The organism is Dysgonomonas sp. 511 (assembly GCF_010501105.1).
Taxonomy (GTDB): domain Bacteria; phylum Bacteroidota; class Bacteroidia; order Bacteroidales; family Dysgonomonadaceae; genus Dysgonomonas.
The window spans coordinates 1-22,383 of sequence record NZ_QVMQ01000035.1; the positions used below are offsets into that span (position 1 = coordinate 1).

Sequence of the window (22,383 nt, forward strand, 5' to 3'; positions counted from 1 at the left end):
AATATACAAATATCAATCTGCCGATAAAATTGGAGACTTGGAAAATCTGCTGTTTTTCTGATTAGAAGTTTTTCAAGTTGGTTATACATTTTGAAAACTTGAAAAATATCAAACATGAAAACTTGGCGGTTTGGTAATTTGAAAACAATAAAATAATAAAGCTTGAAAAACTTACAAATATCAATATGTGTAATTCTAAAAATCGAAAACAAGATGAAAAAAGAACCGTTATTTATCGCCTTCTCCACCCAAAAGGGAGGTGTCGGCAAAAGTACATTTACAGTACTCGTGGCAAGTTATCTGCATTACCTCAAGGGACTGAATGTTGCCGTAATGGATTGCGACTATCTGCAATGCAGTGTCTACGACATGCGTAAACGTGAAATCCGGCAGTTGGAGACCAACCTGCACTATCAGTCCAAAGCTATTGCCCTGTTTGATTCGCTGGGTAAACAGACCTATCCCATCGTATGCGTCAAACCGGAAGAAGCAATCCTGAAAGCCCGTGAGTTTTTGGCTAGCGAACCAGCCGACTATGATGCGGTATTTTTCGACCTGCCGGGAACCATCAACAACGATGGGGTAATTTCAACCTTTATGTCGATGGATTATGTTTTCGTGCCAATGGCTCCCTCTCGGATGTCAATGGAGAGTACACTCTCATTCATTGTTCCTGTAAAAGAAGTATTGAGGGAATACAAAGTCCTGAACCTAAAAACCATCCATCTATTTTGGAATCGTGTCGATGGACGTATCAAGAAAAACTGGCTCGAACACTACAAGAAACTTATCTGTCAATTTGAATTACTGCTGATGCAGACAGTTATCCCGCAATCCGTTCGATACGACAAGGAACAGTCCATCGAGGGTAGCGATGCTGTTTTTCTATCCACAATATTCCCAGCAGATAAGAACTTACTTAAAGGCAGCAATTTGGATTTGCTGGTCAATGAAATTATGGAGATTATTAACCTTAACCCCCAATTATAATGGCAGCAGAAAATAAGTTCGATAAATTGCGCTCAATGGTACATCAGGGTGTACCTATGGAAAAGCCTACGGAGAAAATAGCACCGGAAGAAGTAAAGCCCATTGATACAATAACGGATACTGCTGCGAAAACAGAAACAGAAGAAGTAAAATCTGAAACAGCCGCTCAGGCTGTTGAGTCTGCTGGAGAAGTAGTAGAATCAATAGCCAAAGTTTCTGAACCAGCAGCAAGACCGACAGAGAGGAGAAAGCGCAAACCACAGGCAGACTATCAAAGCCTGTTCTTTAACCGGATAGACTTCACTCACCGGAAGCCGCTGTACATAACTGCCACGACCCACCGCCGGTTGATGCGGATTGTCCACCTGATGGATGAATCAAAAGCGACTATCAGCAGCTATGTGGAGAATATTATCCTGAACCATTTGGATACGTTCAAAGAAGAGATAGATACCATTTACCAAACGAATAATATAAACCCGACAGAATAATGGAAGAAGTATTTATAAAATTCTATATATTGGTCAGCCTGTGGTTTTGGGCGGGGATGCTCCTGAGTGGTCCGCTACGCAGGGCTTTTGGCGATATGCACCGTAGACTCTTGAAAAGAATCTATGATGTAATTTGGGGACAGGTGGTAAAAGCATATAAAAAAGTAACCAGTTCGATATTAAAGAGATTTAAAGACACCACGCTTTATCTGGAGAATCGTACTTATGAGCTACGTGTAAAGGTTGCCCGCTCGCTAGTAAGTAAAGAGCTACTCGAAGAATTGACAGAGAAAAACTTCGTAGCAGCAATTTCAAAAGCAAGACAAATAGGCACATGGGGGCATGGGACTTCTTTTGAGGAACTTCAGAAGTTGGGCGGTCTGGCATCAGGCAGGACAGTTGACAGAGAGGAAAAGAAAGCTGCCTTAAATGTAGCATTTGAACTTTGTGATACAGATCTTTTCGAGCAGATAATAACCCGGATACCCGGTGCGCAGGAACGTATATTGTTGGCTTTTGAACAGACAGAAGGGAACGCTCCTTATGACTCCATCAAAAATGAGGAGTTCCGAAAATTTATACGGGAGTAATGGATCGTGTAAAACGGGGCAGCCTTCGGATTGATTTTCGAGGGCTGTTTCCTTTTTTAGGAGAAAATTATTCCATTTCTGAAATGAGTTTGTCTCCGAAACCCCGGACAACCCCGGACAAATGCTGCCACAGCCTGATTATTTGCTATTTAACCGATTTTTTGTATATATATTTGTGCTTCGATTGAAATTAATACTTAAAAAATAAAGATATGGAAATAATAAACATTGAAGCACAAACTTTCGAGAAAATGCTCTCCAAGTTTGAAGATTTTGCAAGCCGGATGGAGCATCTATGCCGCTTGCATGGAGACAGGGACATGAAAGAATGGTTGGATAATCAGGACGTATGCCAGCTTTTGAACATCTCGAAGCGGACACTTCAAACGTTACGGGACAACGGAACACTGGCATATACCCAAATCAGCCATAAAACTTATTACAAACCGGAAGACGTGGAAAAAATCGTTCCAGTGGTAGAAGAAAAACGCAAGCAAGCTAAATATAAAGGGAAACAGGTATGAGCAATCAATTAATTACATCAGAAAACGAAAGGGTAAAATCATTTTTCCTTTCACTCGAACGGCTATCTACTGCGGTAGAGAAGTTATTCACACCCCGTAAACCAACATTGAATGGAGAGAGTTTCTATACGGATGAAGAACTGTCCAAGAAATTAAAGTTGAGCCGGAGGAGTCTACAGGATTATAGGAACGAGGGTCGAATCCCTTATATCAAGCTGGGTGGCAAGATACTGTATCGGTCATCGGATATTGAGAAGCTATTGCAAGAAGGTTATCGGGATAAGTTCAGGTAGCCACTTACGGCAAGCATCAGCCCTTGAATTTCCTTCCCTTTTTCGACTGATAAACACCTCTTAATGGAAGGAGAATAAATAAGACAAGGCTATTTTGGTAAATACTCTTTTTCGTCCCGTGAAAAAGGAAGANAGATTTGGCAAAATACCCGAAGGGTTTAGCCTTGTCGTTTTATTTCCTTCTTTTTTCTTTGTGTTCAGATGAAAGAGGGCTATAAAAAACGGCAGGCTTCAAAAATGAAAATCCTGCCGCCGGTTAGATGAAATATGTGTCATTTCAACAATTTGCGATTCTCAACTTCCTGCAATACCCGCATCTGTTGGATAGCTATCTGATTGAGTTTTAGTAAGCGGTCAGATTGTGGAACTTGCTCATTTATCAAAACCGCATTAATGTTCTCCATATTCGACAGGCATATCAGCTCGTTAATGGTAGCATAATCCCGGATATTACCTTTCAAATCAGGATTAGCATCACGCCATTGCTTTGCAGTAATACCAAAAAGAGCCATGTTCAGAACATCCGCTTCGCTGGCATATACGATTGATATTTGTTGAGCGGTGAGTTCCTCCGGAATAAGATTGTGCTTTACGGCATCCGTATGGATATGGTAGTTGATTTTCGACAGTTCCCGTTTGGCTGACCAACCAAGTTGCTGCTGTTCATGTTCTTTGAGGCGTTGGAACTCGGTAATCAGGTATAACTTAAATTGCACGCTGATGGCTGACCCAAATTCAAATGCAATATCTTTGTGGGCGAAAGTCCCACCGTATTTTCCTTTTTGGACTACAATACCTATTGCATCTGTTTTCTGAATCCACTCTGAAACGCTCATTACAAAACTGGGTAATCCGGCTTGTGATTTAAAGTGGTCAAATTCGACCACTTTAAAATTTGGATTATTTATAATCTCCCAAGTACCGAGAAATTCAAGTGTATATCTGTTGCGTAGCCAGTTCTTAATAATATCGGCTGCCCGGCTTCCACTTTCTTTAGCGTTCGCCATGTCTGTCAAAGATATATAGTCGCCATTATTTACACGAACAATCGTGATGTCTGTTTCTTGTACTTTTATTTTAGCCATTATTATTTCTGTTTATTATTGTGGTCAAATTAGCCACAACTTGGTTCTACAAATTTAGTTTAAATAATTGATATCCATTATATGTAATGGAAGTATAAGCCTTGTTGTTTGCTCAGTTTTGAGAGATTTTTGGACTAAATACTTCCTAAATGCTTCCGCATTCCTTGATTGAATACGAAACGAAAGAGCGATAATCATTTCCAGATTATATTGTTCTACGAAATTGCCATTCTTGTAACGATAAGTCCGGCAAACTTTACTTTCGTCCAATACTCCGTTTTTTAGGATAGCACGAATGTTTGCGTTTATTTTACCTACAAAGCATTGGAACAAATCAGCAAGCTGATGCTGTGACATCCAGATTTCAGTTGATGCCGGAACGGATACTGTACCGTTTTCTATGGTTATTATCTCTCTATTCATGATTGTCCGGTTTAAATTTCGTTATTTTGCATTGCTTTTCTTCGTTTTATTGCCACTTTGAACTGGCAATTTGTATTTCCGACCGATGCGGTCGCTTATCTTCTTTACGTCCTCATTGACCTTTTGCCGAGTGAGTTTAGCGTAAATCTGAGTGGTACGGATACATTTGTGCCCCATCATCTGGCTGACCGTTTCCAACGGTACTCCACGAGATAGTGTAATAAGGGTTCCGAAATTATGCCTACTTTGATGGTAGGTGATCCGCTTTTCTATACCGCATAACTTAGCAACCTTATTCAGGTTGACCTGAACGCAAGAGGGAGATGCCATCTTGAATATTTTATTTCCGTTGCGCTCCGGCTTGTACTTCTCCATTATTTGCAAAGGAATATCCAACAAGGGTATATTGCACCGGATACCAGTTTTCTGCCGGTTGATGTCGATCCAGGAACTGTCATTCCTGCCTTTATGGATATTTTCCTCTGACAGGTTACACATATCCGCATATGACAGACCGGTAAAAGTCGCAAATACAAACATATCCCGTGTATGGCATAAGCGTTTGGAGGCTACCGGAACGTTCATAAACTTCTCCAATTCTTCCAGAGTCATGTGCCTGCGCTTACGGGGAGGCTGTTCGGGAATATAGGCGGCAAAAGGTTTTTTATGTAATGTGCCCTGACTGATTGCCCGACGGACTATCTTTCTAAGGATGATTGTATAGGTAGATATTGTATGGGCGGTAAATCCCTGTTCGATACGAAGGAAAGAATCGAATTTCTCAATGAAAGATAATTCCAGTTGCCGTAACGGTATATCTCTCATACCATAATGGAGATGTAAGAAACGTTCCGCCTGTTTAGCTACGGCTTCATAAGCTTTAATACTCCCTTTGGAACGTGTAACACCTATCTGCTTGGCATACTCTTCATTATGCTCGTGGAAGAGTTCCAGCAGGTTTTCTTTTTTCCTCCCTATACCGCTTACTGCATTTTTGACAAGCTCCGCCGTAATATATCCCTGCTCGTCCAATATCTGTTTATAGTACCGATTGATTCTATCAGTTAGTTTCTCTATCTGATAATTCGTTTCGGCAGCATGGCGGCTTTTGCCGGTCATTCGGTAGGCTTTTGCATCCCATAGTGACGGGTCAATATCTATTCCGGCAGAGAACTGGGCTACTTCTGCATTGATGGAGATTCTGCCCATCAACGGACACATACCGTTTTTCTTTATCTTCTGCCGGTTGATATAAAATAGGACAGCGAATGTGCTGTAAACGGTATTTGCGTGATTGCTTTTATTCTTACTTATTTTATTGTTAGTTTTCATTTTATCCTCCTTTCCTTATTATTATACTTTTACTACATTATTATCCACCAAATGGAACTTGCCGGACAGACGTTTATTCAGGTGGCGCATATCTTCTCCAATTTTCTCATTGCTTACCTGTGCATAAATACGGGTGGCTCTCCAATCCCGATGTCCCAACAATTCAGCTACTGTTTCCAATGGAACTCCCTGAGATAGAGTCACTACGCTGGCATAGCAATGTCTTGCCATATGAAATGTAACTCGCTTATCTATACCGCATTCCGTAGCTATCCGTTTGAGATAAATATTGGTCTTGCTGCAACTAATCATAGGAAATAATTTACCTTCTTTCGCCAGTCCCCGATATTTTTCGATTAATTGCAAAGGGATTTCCAATAGTGGAATATGACAGGGTGTTCCGGTCTTCTTTCTTTTAAGATCTACCCACCGGACACCGTCTTCGGCAATAGAAAGGTTCTGTTCCGTTAGGCTACGCATATCGCTGAATGCAATGCCGGTAAAAGATGAAAACAAAAACATATCACGGATAAAATTCAAATTAGGACGGGATAGCTTTGCCTTCACCAACTTCTTCAATTCTGCGGATGTCAGGGATTTGGGGGCAATGGGGGACGTTATAAATTCATAGTCAATAAACGGGTCATTGCGGAGAAGTCCGTTATTGATGGCTATCTTTACGATTCTGCGGAGTTGTCCGATGGTATTTACTATTGTCTGTGGAGCGAAGCGGAGTTCCACTCGCAAATAATAGTCATAGTCGGCAACAAATGATGGGGTCAATGCCTGAAAGGATATATCACTTACATTGTATTTCTTTCGCATGAAGCGTTTCAGGTGGTTAAGGGAGATACCATAGCGTTTATAGGTCTCCATGCACCGGTTTACGCCGACACACTTCAGAAAATGCTCGTTGTGTGATTCGTAGTATTTGACAAGGGTGTCCTGTTCGGATGCTATACCCTGAAACGCATTTTTCACATCTTGGGCAGACACGTTTTCCTTTTTTGCCAGCAAATCCCGATAGGCGGAATGGATGGCAACACAAATCTTGTTTAAGGATGCGTTAATGGAGAGGGCAGTTTTACTCTTACCGCTAGCCCTGCCGGACTTGGTATCCCAAAGGGATACCGGAACACTTACTTTGGCACTGAATTGTACCATTGATTTACCGATGCGGATACGTCCCAGAACGGGAACTGTCCCGTCTTGTTTCTCCTCATTTCGTTTGAGATAAAAACTCACTTTTACTTCTGTCATAATTAACTCTTTTACAGGTTACAAAATTAACTATTATAGAGCTAATCAACGGTATGCAAATCATTGTGAATCAGTGAATAAGAAACTGGCTTCAGGCAAAAAGCCTACATAACACCGGCACTATCCGCAATGTGTGCCGAAATCTTTCTTCTTTCATGGGAAAATCCGTTGTTTGAATGGTTACTGCAATACAAAAACAGGTAACGCATTCGTAACGGAAAGTCTTCCGAAATACACAATATTTTGCTTTTTTGCTGCTTGCAGCGAAGAGAAGATTAATGAAGTTTACGCCAATGGGTCAGCCATTTACGCCATTTTATCCGTTTTTGCTTTTTAGGTGCATAGTTTGGTAACGATTTTCGGTTTTTAGAAGTTATTTTGTTGTCATATATCAGTCTTGGCAGAAGTATATATAAATAAAAAAAGTCTTCTAAATCATTAATTTAGAAGACTTTTCTGTGTCTTTGGCTTCGAACTGTCTTTTTAGTTCTGTTCCTCAAGTGATCCCACTTGGATCAACCAATTTATATCCTAAATTAATAGTTATCAATCGTTTATTCAAAATAATCAATCCAAATAGTAACGATTTAGTAACGGTTTCTGTCTTTGGAATGTCTCTCAAAATGCCACTTTTGGCTTGGAGTTGGCTGTATTCTTACATATAAATTACTGAGAATAAAGGTACGAAAATGAATTGAAAATCAAAGAACAACTTTATTTTTTAGGAGCATTTATAGAGTATTTTCTCCTATTGCTTTGATAAAAGAGGTAGTATCATTTTATTCTTCATAGAACTTATATAATTAGAGTTCTTGGTTAGCTCTACAATAATTCAGTCTTCTCCTTCTTTATTAAAATTTCTTTTTCTCTTAATTATTTGAAGTTTATAATTATCTTTCGTTTTTATTAACTTTGCTGATAAGAGTTGGATCTTTATGAAAAATTTGTTTCTTCTTCTTATTATTATATTGCTCCCTATTTGTGATGTTTTCCCCAAGGTATCACAAGATACCATATTTCACTCTCTATACAAATTAGTGGTACAGAAGGATATTTATGTAACAGAGAAGGAGGAGAGAATATCTGAAATAAAGAAACTGCTCAAAACGCCTAATATTACTGACGATCAGCGTTATGATATAAATCTCAAACTATATAACGAATACAAAGTTTATTTATCTGATTCTGCAATTTATTATGCCAGAGAGAATACAGCTATTGCAAAAAAGCAAAATCATAATACATGGATAAATGAATCTAAACTAGATTTAGTATCCTTATATATTGTATCTGGTATGTTTATTGAAGCTGTTGATATATTAGGATCAATAAAAACTAAAGACCTTCCCGATTGGCTACAGATTAAATACTATGATTGCTACAAACAGCTATACAACTACTATTCAAGTAATAATCCATATACTCAGATCTATTTAGAAAAAAGTAATCTATACAGAGATTCTTTACTGAATGTATTGGATAAAGAATCCAGTCATTATAAGATTGTATATGCAGAGAAACTATATGACGAATCTCGTCTAAATGATGCGAAACAAATATTGCAAAAGCTTTTAGACCAAACGAAATCGGACACTCATGAAAAAGCAGTTCTCGCTTATGCACTAGCCAATATTTATAAAAAAGAAGGAAATATAGAGCTACAAAAACATTATTATGCCATATCTGCAATTTGCGATATCAAGAATGCGATCAAAGAAAATGCCTCAATGCAGGCATTGGCCTCAATCCTATATGAAACAGGTGAAGTAGAAAAAGCCTACGATTGCATAAAATCGTCTATGGAAGATGCTATGTTTTGTAATGCGCGCTTAAGAACATATGAAGTTTCACAAATATTTCCAATTATAGACTCTGCATATCAGGAAAATGTGAATAAACAAAAATCAGAATTACAGTTGTTTCTTATTCTTGTCAGTATATTATCTGTATTCCTTATTATAGCAGTAATATATGTGTATAGGCAGATGAAAAGAGTTGCTCGGATACGTAAGGAACTTTATCATACTAATGTAAAATTAAACGATCTTAATAAGGATTTACAATCTAGTATCAACCAACTTAACGATGTAAACAAAGAACTTTCAGATGTAAACAATCAATTATCAGATGCAAATCAAATAAAAGAAGCATATATTGGGCATTTCCTTGATTTATGTTCTACATATATAAATAAACTGGAAAATTTTCAAAACTCTCTCAATAAGAAAGCTGTCGAAAGGAAACTTGATGAATTATATAAAATGCTGAAATCAAGTAAAATGATCGATGACGAATTGAAAGAACTCTACGAGAACTTTGACAATATTTTCCTGCATCTGTATCCGAATTTTGTTGAGGAATTCAACTCTCTTTTAATAAAAGAAGAACAGTTCGTATTAAAACCTAATGAATTGCTTAATGTGGAACTTCGCATATTTGCATTAATTCGATTAGGTATAACAGATAGTTCCAAAATTGCTAACTTCTTACACTATTCAGCAAATACAATTTATAGCTATCGTACCAGAGTGCGAAATAAAGCTGCTGTTCCTCGCGAAGAATTTGAATCAATGGTCATGAAAATAGGTGTTATTAAGAAAAACTAACACATATGGTGTCTATATTTTTGGCTATATCAAAATAGGCTAATTGACTATATATTAATAATATATAATACATTTGGTTCTATATTTTATCAATGTGAATTTTCTTTAAATACTTCCTCCTCATATTTTTGCATATGAGAGGTTATACTCTTTTTAGCTTCACAAATATAATAAGCTGAATAATGTTAACCATAAAAATGAATAAGAAAATTCTAATCACGCAGACCATGAAAAAAAATCAAAAAAAGAAATGGGCTTATTTAGGCAGAATATGTCTGCTTATGTTGTCTTTGACTTTCACGTTTACCTTATCTGCTCAAAACCGGAAAACAATTTCGGGAGTAGTTTTGGATGAAAAAGGAGAAAGTATTATAGGTGCATCAGTTTCGGTAAAAGGAACTACTAATGGTGTAATTACCGACATCGAAGGTGCATTTTCCCTGGATGTTGAAGAGAATACTACTGTAACGATCTCTTATCTTGGATTCTTGACTCAGGAAATCTCGGTAGCTGGAAGAACGGATTTTCGTATTGTCCTAAAAGAAAACGCAGAGATGCTCGATGAAGTAGTTGTAGTAGGTTATGGAGTGGTGCGTAAGAGGGATCTCACAGGCTCGTTATCGTCCGTAGGTGCCAAGGCAATGCAGGATAAGCCAGTTTCCAATATCGGAGAAGCACTTCAGGGCCGTGCAGCAGGTGTACAAATTATTAACTCCGGCACACCGGGCAGTAATGTAAGTATCCGGATTCGCGGATTAGGTTCTATCAATAATTCCGATCCTTTGTTAGTTATTGATGGTGTACCAACTGATATGCCTTTAAATGCCCTTAATCAGAATGATGTTGAAACAGTAGACATATTAAAAGATGCTTCGGCTACAGCCATCTACGGTTCACGCGGTGCGAATGGTGTGGTGTTGATAACTACTAAAAAAGGTAAATCTGGAGATGGTCTTATATCTGTAAGTGCCAATTGGGGAATACAAGATGCAACCAGTGTGCCTAAAATGTTGAATGCATCGCAGTTTGCATCGTTACACAACGAGATGATGGCTAATAATGGCAGAGGACAGCGTCCTGACTTTGCAGACCCATTATCATGGGGAAAAGGAACGGATTGGGGCGATGCGTTATTACGTACGGCTATGATGCAAAATTACTCAATTTCGTACTCAGGGGGTAATGATAAAAGTAATTATTATGTATCAGGAGGAGTTCTGGATCAGCAAGGTATCGTAATCAATACATCCTATCGTCGTTATACGTTCCAATTCAATGGCGAATCAAAAGTTCGTTCGTGGTTGAAATTCGGGAATAACGTTACACTAAGTCATGATACAAAGAAGAATGGTTCGTATAATGTTCTCCACACATTGGAATCTTTACCCACTCAGCCAATCTTTAACGAAGACGGAACCTATTCAGGACCAGGTACAGAAGCTGAATTCTATGGCGATGCCCGTAATCCGATAGGGACAGCACGTTTAGAGAAAAGTACAACGAAAGGTTATAACATATTAGGTAATGTTTATGGAGAAGTTTCTCTTTTCGACAAAGTGACTTATAAAATGTTGGGAGGGATAGATTTTAAATTCTGGGATAATGTAAATTTTTCTCCAAAATATGATTGGAAGCCAATCCCTGTACCAAATTCCTATCGTGGCGAAAGTTCGAATAAAAGCCTTACTTACCTATGGGATAATACAATTACATACATGGACACTTTCAATGAGAAACACAACCTAAATATAATGTTGGGTTCAAGTGCGCAGAATAATGTATATAATCACATGAGTGCCAGCATAAAAGAATTTTTGTCTGACGATTATAATCAGTTGAATAACGGATTATTAGATCCGACAGTGGGTGGTAGTAAAAACGAATGGGCTTTACTTTCTTTCTTTGGACGTGTGAATTATTCATTCGATAATAAATATTTATTGACAGCTACCGTTCGCCACGATGGTACATCCCGCATAACAAAGTCCAACAGATGGGGTACTTTTCCTTCATTCTCGGCTGCATGGCGTCTATCAGAAGAATCTTTCTATAAAAAGAATGATATATTGAGTGATATAAAGTTACGCTTAGGATATGGTGTAACAGGTAACCAGGCTGTGTTAGATAACTATGCTGCCGTTACCCGCTTGAAAACAGCACAATATGTATTCAACGGCACACCTGTTTCTACACTATATCCATTGGTGATGCCCAACCCTGATATTAAGTGGGAAACAGTAAAACAGGCAAATATCGGATTCGATGCAACATTACTGAAACAACGCATAAATATCACATTCGATGCCTATATTAAAAATACAACAGATATGTTGGTCGGTATGGTGGTTCCTATTACTACCGGATATTCGGATGAATATACACCAATGATTAATGCCGGAGAAGTAAAAAATACAGGATGGGAGTTGACTGTCTCCTCACAAAATATGAAAGGAGCATTTGAATGGAATACAGACTTCAATGTATCATACAATAAAAATAAGGTGGTGAAGCTGAATAATAGCACTCCTATCTATTTCGGCTACCAATCTCATATCGAAGGACGTCCTGTCGGCTCGTTCTACGGATGGGTAACAAATGGATTATTCCAGAATTGGGACGAGGTTAACAACTATGCACACCAGTATCAGGGAGCAGATGCAGCTAATGGTACAGCACCTGGTGATATTAAGTTTTTGGATATAGACAACAACGGTGTGGTAAACGATTATGACCGTACATACATTGGAAATCCAACTCCAACATGGAATTTCTCAATGAATAACAGTTTTGCTTATCGCAATTTCGATTTGCAGATATTTTTACAGGGAGTAGCGGGAAATAAGATTTATAATGCGAACAGAGTATCACTGGAGGGTATGTATACTATCAGGAACCAAACCACGAAAGTATTAGATCGATGGACAGGCGAAGGTACAAGCAATTCTATACCCCGTGCTATTTATAGCGACCCTAATAAAAATACAAGAAACTCAGATCGATTTATTGAAGATGGAAAATATCTGCGTTTGAAAAACCTAACCTTAGGTTATACATTGCCTACTTCTCTGGCAAAGAAAGCATATCTCAGTAACTTACGTATATACATGTCGGCTCAGAACTTATTAACCCTAACTAAATATTCAGGGTTCGATCCTGAAGTACAAGGAGGTGTTGACAATAGTAGCTATCCGCTTACACGTACAATCAGTTTTGGTGTTGACATTAAATTCTAAAACTAAAAAGACAATACAATCATGAAAAAAATAATATATACAGGGTTTCTCCTATTATCCTCCATTATGATCTCTTGCTCAGACTTTCTCGACAAAGAGCCCTATGAAGATCCAAGTGCAGAAACAATCAAAGATGAAGCTTCTGCCATAGCTATGACAAATGCCGCTTATCAGCCGATGCAACGTCCTAAATTGTATAATATGCGAATCTGGGCACTTGATATTGTTGCTGGGAACAGTGAAGTCGGAGCCGGAGGAGGTGATGATGGTATTGAAACCATACAATTAGCAAACTTTGTGGCCGGACCTGACAATTTTGCGGCTATCGACCTATGGCGCGGACCTAACCCGGGTATACTCTACTGCAATACAGTATTGGAGAATGTTCCGGAAATGAATATAAATGAAGATATTAAGAACCGATGCATAGGTGAAGCTAAGTTTCTTCGGGCAAATTACTACTTCACTCTTGTTCAATTGTTTGGGGACGTACCCTTAAGTCTTACACCTTCTAAACCGGGAGACGATCTTTTCCCAGTTCGAGTAAGTAAAGATAAGATTTACAATGAAGTTATCATTCCGGATTTACTTGAAGCTATAAAGTTGCTTCCACGCCGTGAAGATTATAACAGCAAAGATCTCGGACGTGCTAGTAAAGGTGCGGCAGCAGGTATATTAGCTAAAGTTTATCTCACATTAGGGCAATACAAGGAGTGTATAGAAATGTGCAATGTGGTTGAGGGTTTTGGTTATGTACTTAATCCTGACTATAGCGATTGTTTCGGTGGAGAAGATAAACATAAAAACACAGCAGAATCATTATTCGAAATTCAATATTATGGATTGACAAAAGCTGATTTCTGGAGCGATGAGAATCAAGCTTGTTGGTTAAGCACATATATGGGACCTCGCAACTCCGGTTGGGTTGGTGGCGGATACGGTTGGAACCAGCCAACTCAAGAATTTGTAGATCAATACGAACCAGGCGATTTGCGTAAGGATAAAACAATCCTTTATGAAGGAGGTCCGTTATTTGATGGTAAACCATATAAGAGTACAATGTCGTCTACCGGATACAATGTGCGTAAATTTTTAGTACCGCTTTCTATTTCTCCTGACTACAATACTAATTCGGCAAGTATTATCGTATTGCGTTATGCAGATGTATTACTTATGAAAGCAGAGGCTTTAAACGAGTTAGGCAGTACAACAGATGCAGAAGAACCATTGTACAATGTACGCAAGCGCGCAGGGTTGACAGATAGAAGCGATGTAGAAGGTCTGTCGCAAGAACAAATGAGAGAGAAAATTCGTCACGAACGCCGAATCGAATTAGCATTCGAAGGACATCAGTGGTTTGATATGATACGATGGGATAACGGACAATACGCACTTAACTTTCTTCATTCTATCGGAAAAGTAAATGCCCAGAAAAAGCATTTATTATTACCCATTCCACAAAAGGAGATAGATTCAAATCCAAATCTTAAACAAAATCCGGGTTATTAATTTGAAAATAGATATCAAAATGAAAAAACTATATAATATTTTATTCGCAATATCACTGGTGCTACCGTTTACGCTTGCATCCTGCTCGGATGATTATGCGGAAACCAATTTAGGGGATCAGCCGCTTACTTTGACTGCCAGTGATGATGCTATTGTCTTGGACATAACTGCACCTCAAAGTAATGTTGTAACCTTCGAATGGACTCCCGGTTCAAATTTTAATACAAATACTGCCATCACTTATGTGTTCGAATTGGGCCTTAATGGTTTTACTAAAAGTGTAGAAGTTGAACTGAACCAAGGGAAAAACTCTGTTTCCTATCGAACAGAAGAATTAAATAAAATACTCCTTGATAACTTTGATGTAAATCCCGGTGATGAAGTGGATTTGGAAGCCCGTGTAACAGCTACAGTGCATAGTGAAAATATCCAACCTCAAATTTCTGAAATAGTCAAGCTAAAAATTACAGGATACAAACCTGTTTCTTCGACTCTTTATCTGATAGGCGGTGCTGCGCCCAATGGTTGGAGTGCAGACGATGCAACTAAAATGAATACTGTGTCGGGGGCTGCCGGAGGTTTCGTATGGCAAGGGAAATTAAATGCCGGAGAATTGAAGTTTATAACCACATTAGGTGAGTTCCTTCCATCATATGGCAAGGGTAGTGATGAAACTAAGTTGCTGTTAAGAGAATCAGATGATGATCCGGATGATAAATTCACAATTCCTGCGACAGGCATTTATAAGATTTCGGTAAATATCATTAATCTGACAATTCATATTGAAACACTTGATGCACCGGAATACAGTGATTTGTGGTTTGTAGGTAATCCTACAGGTTGGAGTTTCAAACCAATGACGTCAGATATGTCAGATCCATTCATTTTCTATTACAATGCTGATCTTTCTGCTGGAGGAGAATTTAAGATTGGAACAAAAGCAGATTTCGATGATAGTGTAGTCTTTCTCCGTCCTGAATTGGATGGGCAAGGTGCAGGAACAGATTTAAATGTGGTTAAGTGGTCAAAAAATGAAAATGCTGATGATTACAAATGGAATATAACGGGAGGGGTTTATAAGATAAAACTTGATACCCGCGATATGAAAATAGATATAATTTCATTTACTCCTTATTCAATGATTTATATGGTAGGTGATGCTACTCCTAACGGATGGACTATAGACAGTGCTACTCCATTAACGGCTACAGCTGATCCTAACAAGTTTACATGGACAGGAACACTGAATGCAGGCGAATTGAAATTTACTTGTGATAAACAAAGCGATTGGAATGGAGATTGGTTTCTTGCAAGTCAGGGCGGAATTGAACCATCCGGGGATGTGGAGAAAATGATATTCAGTGCCAATGGAGCCAATCCAGACAATAAATGGAAGATTACGAGTGCTGGAACATATACCATTGAAATGGATCAGCTACAGGAAACTATAAAAATTAAGAAACAATAATTGAAAACCTGAGGTGGTATTATCTCTTGATAGCACCACCATAAAGATAAAATATCATGAAATATATATATTTATCCATCACTCTATGTCTGGCTTTATTTACCAGTAGTTGTGAAGACTATTATGATACAGATAACGATCCTGTTATATACGGTGAAACATATTTCAATGCTGATCTTAGTACCGATAAGGCATGTTATAAACCGGGAGAAACAGTACAATTTATACTGAAAGAAAAACCTTCCAGTAACGTAAAAATTCGTTATTCTTACTTAGGTAAGGTTATTTCTGAAGAAAGTTTATCATCTACTTCATGGAATTGGACAGCTCCATCAGAAGATTATAAGGGATATATGGTAGATATCTATGAGGTTGTAGAGGGAAAAGAAAAAATACACCAAAGTATTGCGGTTGATGTATCTTCTGACTGGAAGAAATTTCCGCGTTATGGATTTCTTTCGTCCTACGGTAAAATGTCGGAGGCAATTATCGATAATAACATAAGCAACCTAAGTAGGTATCATATCAATGGAGTCCAGTTTTACGACTGGATGTATGACCACCATCGTCCGTTAGCAGGAACAGTCGCTGATCCGGCAACTACATGGCCCGATCTGGTGGGAAGAACGAATTACCTATCCACTGTAAAAGGATATATAAATGCGATACACGATAAAGGTATGAAAGCCATGTTTTATAATCTGGCTTTTGGAGCGTTAAGTAATGCCGCATCTGACGGAGTAAAAGAAGAATGGTATATTTTCAAAGATAAAAATCATTCAGAAAAAGATAATCATCATCTTGATCCTCCTTTTCGCAGCAGTATTTATCTGACTAATCCGGCTAATGCTGAATGGCAGAATTACATAGCTGGAAGGCATAAAGATGTTTATAATGTTTTTGATTTTGACGGATTTCATATCGACCAGCTAGGTAACAGAGGAGATGTATACGATTACAACGGAGATAAAGTAAATCTGGAAAACAGTTATTCTTCCTTTATTGCAGCCATGAAACAAGCTTCTCCCGAAAAAAGGTTGGTAATGAATGCTGTTTCTCAATACGGACAGCAAACTAGCATTGCAAAATCCGATGTGGACTTTCTATATACGGAAGTATGGGACGAAAATAAAACATTCGAGGCCTTAGCAAAAGTAATTACCGACAACTATTCTTTCAGCAATAGTACCAAAAGTACAGTTCTTGCAGCCTATATGAATTATGCAAAGTCAAACAACAGAGGCTATATGAATATACCTGGAGTTTTGCTGACTAATGCTGTGATTTTCTCTTTTGGCGGAGCTCATCTCGAATTGGGAGAACACTATTTAGCGAATGAATATTTCCCGAATTCGAATTTGCAGATGAAGACAGAACTGAAAAAGTCGATGACGCATTACTATGATTTTCTTGTAGCATATCAGAATTTATTGCGTGATGGAGGAACCTTTTCTCCGGTAAATGTGCAATCTGTTGATGGAAGTTTGACTTTTGAAAGCTGGCCGGCATCGCAAGGAAGTGTAGCCGTACTTGGAAAAAAAATTAATGACAGGGAAGTCGTTCATCTGATAAATTTTTCTCAAGCTAACTCTATGGAATGGCGCGATACGAATGGTACACAGGCAGAACCAACGTTAGTTTTAAATCCTGCAATAAAAATAGCGGTAAGTAAAGCTGTTTCAAAAGTATGGATAGCTTCACCGGATATAAATGGCGGAGTAGTTCAGAATATCGAGTTTTCTCAGTCGGGCAATGAAGTTACATTGACTTTACCATCTCTTAAATATTGGGATATGGTAGTATTGGAATATTAAAGGTTAAAGAACAGACTATTATGATAAAGAAAGTTTGGTTATTTATCATGGGATTGATATTTTCTTCGGCAACACTGATTGCCGGAGAATGTATCTCCTATACTAAGAATGGCAATCAGGTCATATTTAATTGTAAAGACGGCTCAAAATTATCATTGACAATCAATAGTAGTTCAGTAGTCAAAGTATGGTTCGATCAATCCGGAAAATTTGTACGTGGTAATGAATCATTTGCCGTTGTTAATGAAAATCTGGAAGATATTGGAGAAATCAATGTAAATGACGAACCGTCCTGCTACGAAATTTTCACATCTAAGCTACGCATCCGGGTAAATAAGAATCCGATGCAGCTGCAAATATTCGATAAATGGCAGAAGTTGGTTTTTAGTGATTTTAAAGAGAAAGGACATGTAGCCGATTCAAAAGCAGTAAAAGCTTATAAAACTTTGCGCAATGATGAGCAGTTTTTTGGTCTTGGAGAAAAGACAGGACCGTTGAACCGCCGTGGACGTTCTTACAAAATGTGGAACAGCGACCGACCTTGTTACAGCTTAACAGAAGACCCACTGGCTAAAAGTATCCCATTTTTTATGAGTAGTTACCGTTATGGAATATTTCTGGATAATACATATAAAACCGAATTTAAGTTCGGAACAGAATCTGACGAGTACTATTCATTCGAAGCACCGGACGGAGCTTTTATTTACTATTTCATATTTGGAAAAGATTATAAAGACATACAGCAGCAATACATCAACCTGACTGGTAAACCTATCATGCCTCCTAAATGGGCATTAGGCTTTGCACAAAGTCGCGGCTTATACACCAAAGAGGCTCAGGCATTGAAAGTTGCAACCGAATTCCGTAAGCGTCAGATTCCTTGCGATATAATCTATCAGGATATAGGATGGACACAATATTTACAGGATTTCGAGTGGCGTAAAGGAAATTATACCGACCCGAAAGGTCTGTTGAAAACATTGAAAGAGCAGGGCTTCAAGATGATTGTGTCGCAAGATCCGGTAGTGTCACAGGCGAATGATAAACAATGGAAAGAAGCCGATAAATCAGGTTATTTTGTCAAAGATGTTCGTAACGGAAAATCCTACGATATGCCTTGGCCCTGGGGAGGAAACTGTGGTGTGGTAGATTTTACAATCCCTGAAGTAGCTGATTGGTGGGGTACTTATCAACAAAAACCTATTGATGATGGGATAAGCGGTTTCTGGACAGATATGGGCGAACCTGCATGGAGTAACGAAGAAGATATTGACCGCCTAAATATGAAGCACTACATAGGTATGCATGATGAGATACATAATGTGTACGGGCTTACTTGGGATAAGGTAGTAAAAGAACAGTTTGATAAACGGAACCCTAACAGGCGTATTTTCCAGATGACACGTTCCGCTTACGCAGGTTTACAACGGTATACTTTCGGATGGACAAACGACAGCGGCAACGGTAATGATGTGCTGGAAGGTTGGGGACAACTCGAAAATCAGGTAGCAGTAGGAGTTTCTGCCGGATTAGGCGGTATTCCTTTCTGGACAACAGATATATCGGGGTATTGCGGTGATATCACCGATTATAATGCTATGGGAGAACTATATACCCGATGGATGCAATTCGGCGTATTTTGCCCGTTAAGCCGTGCACATCATGAGGGTGATAATGCTGTTGAACCTTGGATGTTTGGTGATGTAGTGGAAAAGAATACTAAAGCAGCTATAGAGTTGAAATATCAACTATTCCCCTATCTGTATACTTATTCGCGCATAGCACACGATACGGGATTGCCCATAACAAGAGGTTTGTTTATGGAGTATCCGAATGACGAGGAAGCAATAAAAATTGATAACCAATTTATTTTCGGACAGGAATTATTAGTCGCTCCTGTGCTAAAAAAGGGTGAACGTGTAAAACGAATATACCTTCCTGATGGAGAATGGATAGATTTCAATGATAAAAAAACAGTCTATCTGGGTGGGCAGACTATTGCCTATCGTGCACCGTTAAATACAATTCCTATTTTCGTAAAAAAAGGTTCTATTATTCCTATAATGCCTGTTATGCAGTTTATACATGAGAAAAAGGATTACCCCTTATTTGTTCATATCTTCCCGAATTATGAAGATGAAAGTACTTCTTTCGAACTTTATGAAGACGAAGGTGAGAATCTGGATTATCTGAAAGATATCTATTCAAAGACAAGCTTTTTATGTACTACATTGAATGATGGATATACAACTACTATCCAACCAAAAGATAAAGGTTTTCGGCAGTCAGAAAAAAGGAATATTATACTCAAATATCATTTGAAAGAAAAACCGAATAGCATATCTGTAAATAATAAGATTATCAAAAATGTGGAAGAAAATATTCTTCTAAACAAACAGGAAAGTGATTTTTCTTCATTAGAATGGTCGTGGAACGAAGACTCTAAAGAATGTTGGGTAAAAATATCTGATAGAAGAGAAAAAATAAATATTACAATCAAATAAAATATAGATTATGAAAAAACTATTATTTCTATTAAGCTTTTGCTTAATAGCCGGGATAGCTTTGTCTCAAGGGCTAAATTCTCCGGATGGAAATCTTCAAATGAAGTTTTCTGTAACAGAAAAAGGTGAACCGACATATGAACTGAATTATAAAGGAAAAAAAGTAATAAACCCCAGTAAATTAGGATTGGAATCTTTTGGCGATAAACCTTCTTTTTACGATAACTTTAGTGTAATAGATGTAAAGAATACCACATTTGACGAAACATGGCAACCGGTGTGGGGTGAAACAAAAGACATTCGCAATCATTATAATGAAATGCAAATTACATTAAGTCAAAAAGAAACAGAGCGAATAATGATTCTTCGTTTTCGTTTATTTGGTGATGGATTAGGATTCCGTTATGAATTTCCAGAACAAAAAAAGCTTACTTATTTTGCGGTGAAAGAGGAATTGACTCAATTTGCTATGACTGATGACCATACAGCTTGGTGGATTCCGGGCGATTATGATACCCAAGAATACGATTATACAAAATCCCAGTTATCAGAAATTCGGCATCTTCAAGAATCTGCAAGAACGGATAATCTTTCACAAACAGGATTTTCCAATACGGGAGTGCAGACTTCTTTACAGATGAAAACATCTGATGGTATTTATATTAATTTACATGAAGCGGCATTGATCAATTATGCGTGTATGCACCTGAATCTGGATGATAAAAACTTCGTCTTCCAATCTTGGTTAACGCCTGATGCAAATGGAACAAAAGGGCATTTACAAGCTCCTTGTTCTACACCTTGGCGTACAATTATTGTTAGTGACGATGCTCGCGATATTCTGGCTTCTAATATCACATTGAATCTGAATGAACCATGTAAAATAGAAGATACATCATGGATCAAACCCATGAAATACGTTGGAGTATGGTGGGAAATGATTACTGGTAAGAGCGATTGGTCGTATACCAACGATTTTCCAAGTATACAGATTGGCAAAACAGATTATAGCAAAGCTAAACCACACGGACGTCATGGAGCAACTACGAGCAACGTGAAGAAATATATTGATTTTGCTGCACAACATGGATTTGACGGGGTCTTGGTCGAAGGATGGAATATCGGATGGGAAGATTGGTTCGGACATTCCAAAGATTTTGTGTTTGACTTTCAAACTCCGTATCCGGATTTTGATATTGAAGATATACACCGTTATGCGAAGAGCAAAGGAGTCAAGATGATTATGCATCATGAAACATCTGCATCTATCCGTAACTATGAACGTTTTATGGATGATGCATATAAGTTGATGAACAAATATGATTATCCTGCCGTAAAAAGTGGTTATGTAGGAGATATCATCCCTCGCGGAGAAAATCACTATAGTCAATGGATCAACAATCATTATCAGTATGCCATTGAGAAAGCTGCTGAATACAAGATCATGGTAAATGCACACGAGGCCGTACGCCCAACAGGAGTTTGCCGGACATGGCCAAATTTAATAGGAAACGAATCGGCTCGTGGAACGGAATACCAAGCCTTTGGTGGAAGTAAACCAAACCATACAACCATACTTCCTTTTACTCGCTTGATAGGTGGTCCTATGGATTATACTCCAGGTGCTTTTGAAAATGATATTAGTAAATATAACCCGAATAACAAATCATGGGTAAATACAACATTGGTAAATCAGTTGTCTTTATATGTAACCATGTCCAGTCCGCTTCAAATGGCTTGCGATTTCCCTGAAACCTATGAAAAGTATATGGATGCTTTTCAATTTATAAAAGATGTGGCTTTAGACTGGGATAAATCGAAATATCTTGAGGCAGAACCGGGAGACTATGTGACCGTTGCCCGTAAAGCTAAAGGTACAGACAAATGGTTTGTAGGAAGTACGAATGGAGAAACGGGAAGAAATAGTATTGTCAACTTTGATTTTCTGGAAAATGGCAAAACATATATTGCCACTATTTACGCTGATGACAAATCCGCGCATTACAAGACAAATCCGCAAGCATATCATATCCGCAAAGTTGTTGTAAACAGTAATTCTAAATTATCACAACACTGTGCTCCTGGAGGCGGTATGGCGATAAGTATTTTTCCTGTAACTGACAAAGCCCAGACAAAAGGATTAAAGAAACTTTAATGAATTAAGAAAGATTTAAGTATCTAAGTTTTTATTGAAGATCGTTACTATTTGCTTAAATAGCAACGATCTTTTTCATAAATATATAAAACTAAGTAAAATGAAA

General features: G+C 38.1%; 16 protein-coding genes. 12 read left to right on the plus strand and 4 right to left on the minus strand.

Annotation, left to right across the window (positions count from 1 at the left end; translation table 11 throughout):
- Nucleotides 1–213 precede the first annotated feature (213 nt).
- From D0T57_RS13290 to D0T57_RS13310, 5 genes are all read left to right on the plus strand, one after another.
- On the plus strand, nt 214–990 hold the full coding sequence (locus D0T57_RS13290) for a ParA family protein (RefSeq protein WP_163273978.1): 777 nt from the start codon (nt 214–216) through the stop codon (nt 988–990).
- A complete protein-coding gene (locus tag D0T57_RS13295; RefSeq protein ID WP_163273979.1) occupies nt 990–1,481 on the plus strand; it encodes a DUF3408 domain-containing protein in 492 nt (163 codons plus the stop codon). The genes D0T57_RS13290 and D0T57_RS13295 overlap by 1 nt, the downstream gene beginning before the upstream one ends.
- The gene (locus D0T57_RS13300) at nt 1,481–2,071 is read left to right on the plus strand and encodes a hypothetical protein (RefSeq protein WP_163273980.1); all 591 of its coding nucleotides are present in this window, start codon (nt 1,481–1,483) and stop codon (nt 2,069–2,071) included. Before D0T57_RS13295 ends, D0T57_RS13300 begins: the two co-directional genes overlap by 1 nt.
- Before the next feature lie 212 nt (nt 2,072–2,283).
- A complete protein-coding gene (locus tag D0T57_RS13305) occupies nt 2,284–2,595 on the plus strand; it encodes a helix-turn-helix domain-containing protein (RefSeq protein WP_163265374.1) in 312 nt (103 codons plus the stop codon).
- Nucleotides 2,592–2,888, plus strand: coding sequence for a helix-turn-helix domain-containing protein (locus D0T57_RS13310; protein ID WP_163273981.1), 297 nt, complete (start codon nt 2,592–2,594; stop codon nt 2,886–2,888). Before D0T57_RS13305 ends, D0T57_RS13310 begins: the two co-directional genes overlap by 4 nt.
- 272 nt (nt 2,889–3,160) lie before the next feature.
- On the opposite strand, the gene D0T57_RS13315 is transcribed toward D0T57_RS13310, so the two are convergent.
- Genes D0T57_RS13315 through D0T57_RS13330 form a run of 4 tightly spaced genes read right to left on the minus strand, consistent with a single transcriptional unit; the run spans nt 3,161 to nt 6,988 of the window.
- The gene (locus D0T57_RS13315; RefSeq protein ID WP_163273982.1) at nt 3,161–3,973 is read right to left on the minus strand and encodes a KilA-N domain-containing protein; all 813 of its coding nucleotides are present in this window, start codon (nt 3,971–3,973) and stop codon (nt 3,161–3,163) included.
- Between the two features lie 54 nt (nt 3,974–4,027).
- Nucleotides 4,028–4,396 carry a protein-tyrosine kinase gene (locus D0T57_RS13320; RefSeq protein WP_163273983.1) on the minus strand — a complete coding sequence of 123 codons (369 nt, stop codon included), beginning with the start codon at nt 4,394–4,396 and terminating at the stop codon, nt 4,028–4,030.
- Nucleotides 4,397–4,417: 21 nt separating this feature from the next.
- On the minus strand, nt 4,418–5,728 hold the full coding sequence (locus D0T57_RS13325; RefSeq protein WP_163273984.1) for a site-specific integrase: 1,311 nt from the start codon (nt 5,726–5,728) through the stop codon (nt 4,418–4,420).
- A gap of 21 nt (nt 5,729–5,749) precedes the next feature.
- Nucleotides 5,750–6,988 carry a site-specific integrase gene (locus D0T57_RS13330; RefSeq protein ID WP_163273985.1) on the minus strand — a complete coding sequence of 413 codons (1,239 nt, stop codon included), beginning with the start codon at nt 6,986–6,988 and terminating at the stop codon, nt 5,750–5,752.
- A gap of 935 nt (nt 6,989–7,923) precedes the next feature.
- On the opposite strand from D0T57_RS13330, the gene D0T57_RS13335 reads away from it, so the two are divergent.
- From D0T57_RS13335 to D0T57_RS13365, 7 genes are all read left to right on the plus strand, one after another.
- Entirely contained in the window at nt 7,924–9,594 is a 1,671-nt protein-coding gene (locus D0T57_RS13335; protein WP_163273986.1) for a DUF6377 domain-containing protein, read from the plus strand.
- A 227-nt stretch (nt 9,595–9,821) separates the two neighbouring features.
- Nucleotides 9,822–12,827: a TonB-dependent receptor gene (locus D0T57_RS13340; protein WP_185154683.1), complete on the plus strand. Its 3,006-nt coding sequence runs from the start codon at nt 9,822–9,824 to the stop codon at nt 12,825–12,827.
- Between the two features lie 21 nt (nt 12,828–12,848).
- Nucleotides 12,849–14,336, plus strand: a complete 1,488-nt coding sequence (locus D0T57_RS13345) for a RagB/SusD family nutrient uptake outer membrane protein (protein WP_163273988.1) — start codon at nt 12,849–12,851, stop codon at nt 14,334–14,336.
- A gap of 19 nt (nt 14,337–14,355) precedes the next feature.
- A complete protein-coding gene (locus D0T57_RS13350; RefSeq protein WP_163273997.1) occupies nt 14,356–15,804 on the plus strand; it encodes a SusF/SusE family outer membrane protein in 1,449 nt (482 codons plus the stop codon).
- A gap of 56 nt (nt 15,805–15,860) precedes the next feature.
- Nucleotides 15,861–17,618: a glycoside hydrolase family 66 protein gene (locus D0T57_RS13355; protein WP_163273989.1), complete on the plus strand. Its 1,758-nt coding sequence runs from the start codon at nt 15,861–15,863 to the stop codon at nt 17,616–17,618.
- A gap of 20 nt (nt 17,619–17,638) precedes the next feature.
- Nucleotides 17,639–20,122 carry a glycoside hydrolase family 31 protein gene (locus D0T57_RS13360; protein ID WP_163273990.1) on the plus strand — a complete coding sequence of 828 codons (2,484 nt, stop codon included), beginning with the start codon at nt 17,639–17,641 and terminating at the stop codon, nt 20,120–20,122.
- A gap of 10 nt (nt 20,123–20,132) precedes the next feature.
- A complete protein-coding gene (locus tag D0T57_RS13365) occupies nt 20,133–22,277 on the plus strand; it encodes a glycoside hydrolase family 97 protein (protein WP_163273991.1) in 2,145 nt (714 codons plus the stop codon).
- Nucleotides 22,278–22,383: the final 106 nt, after the last annotated feature.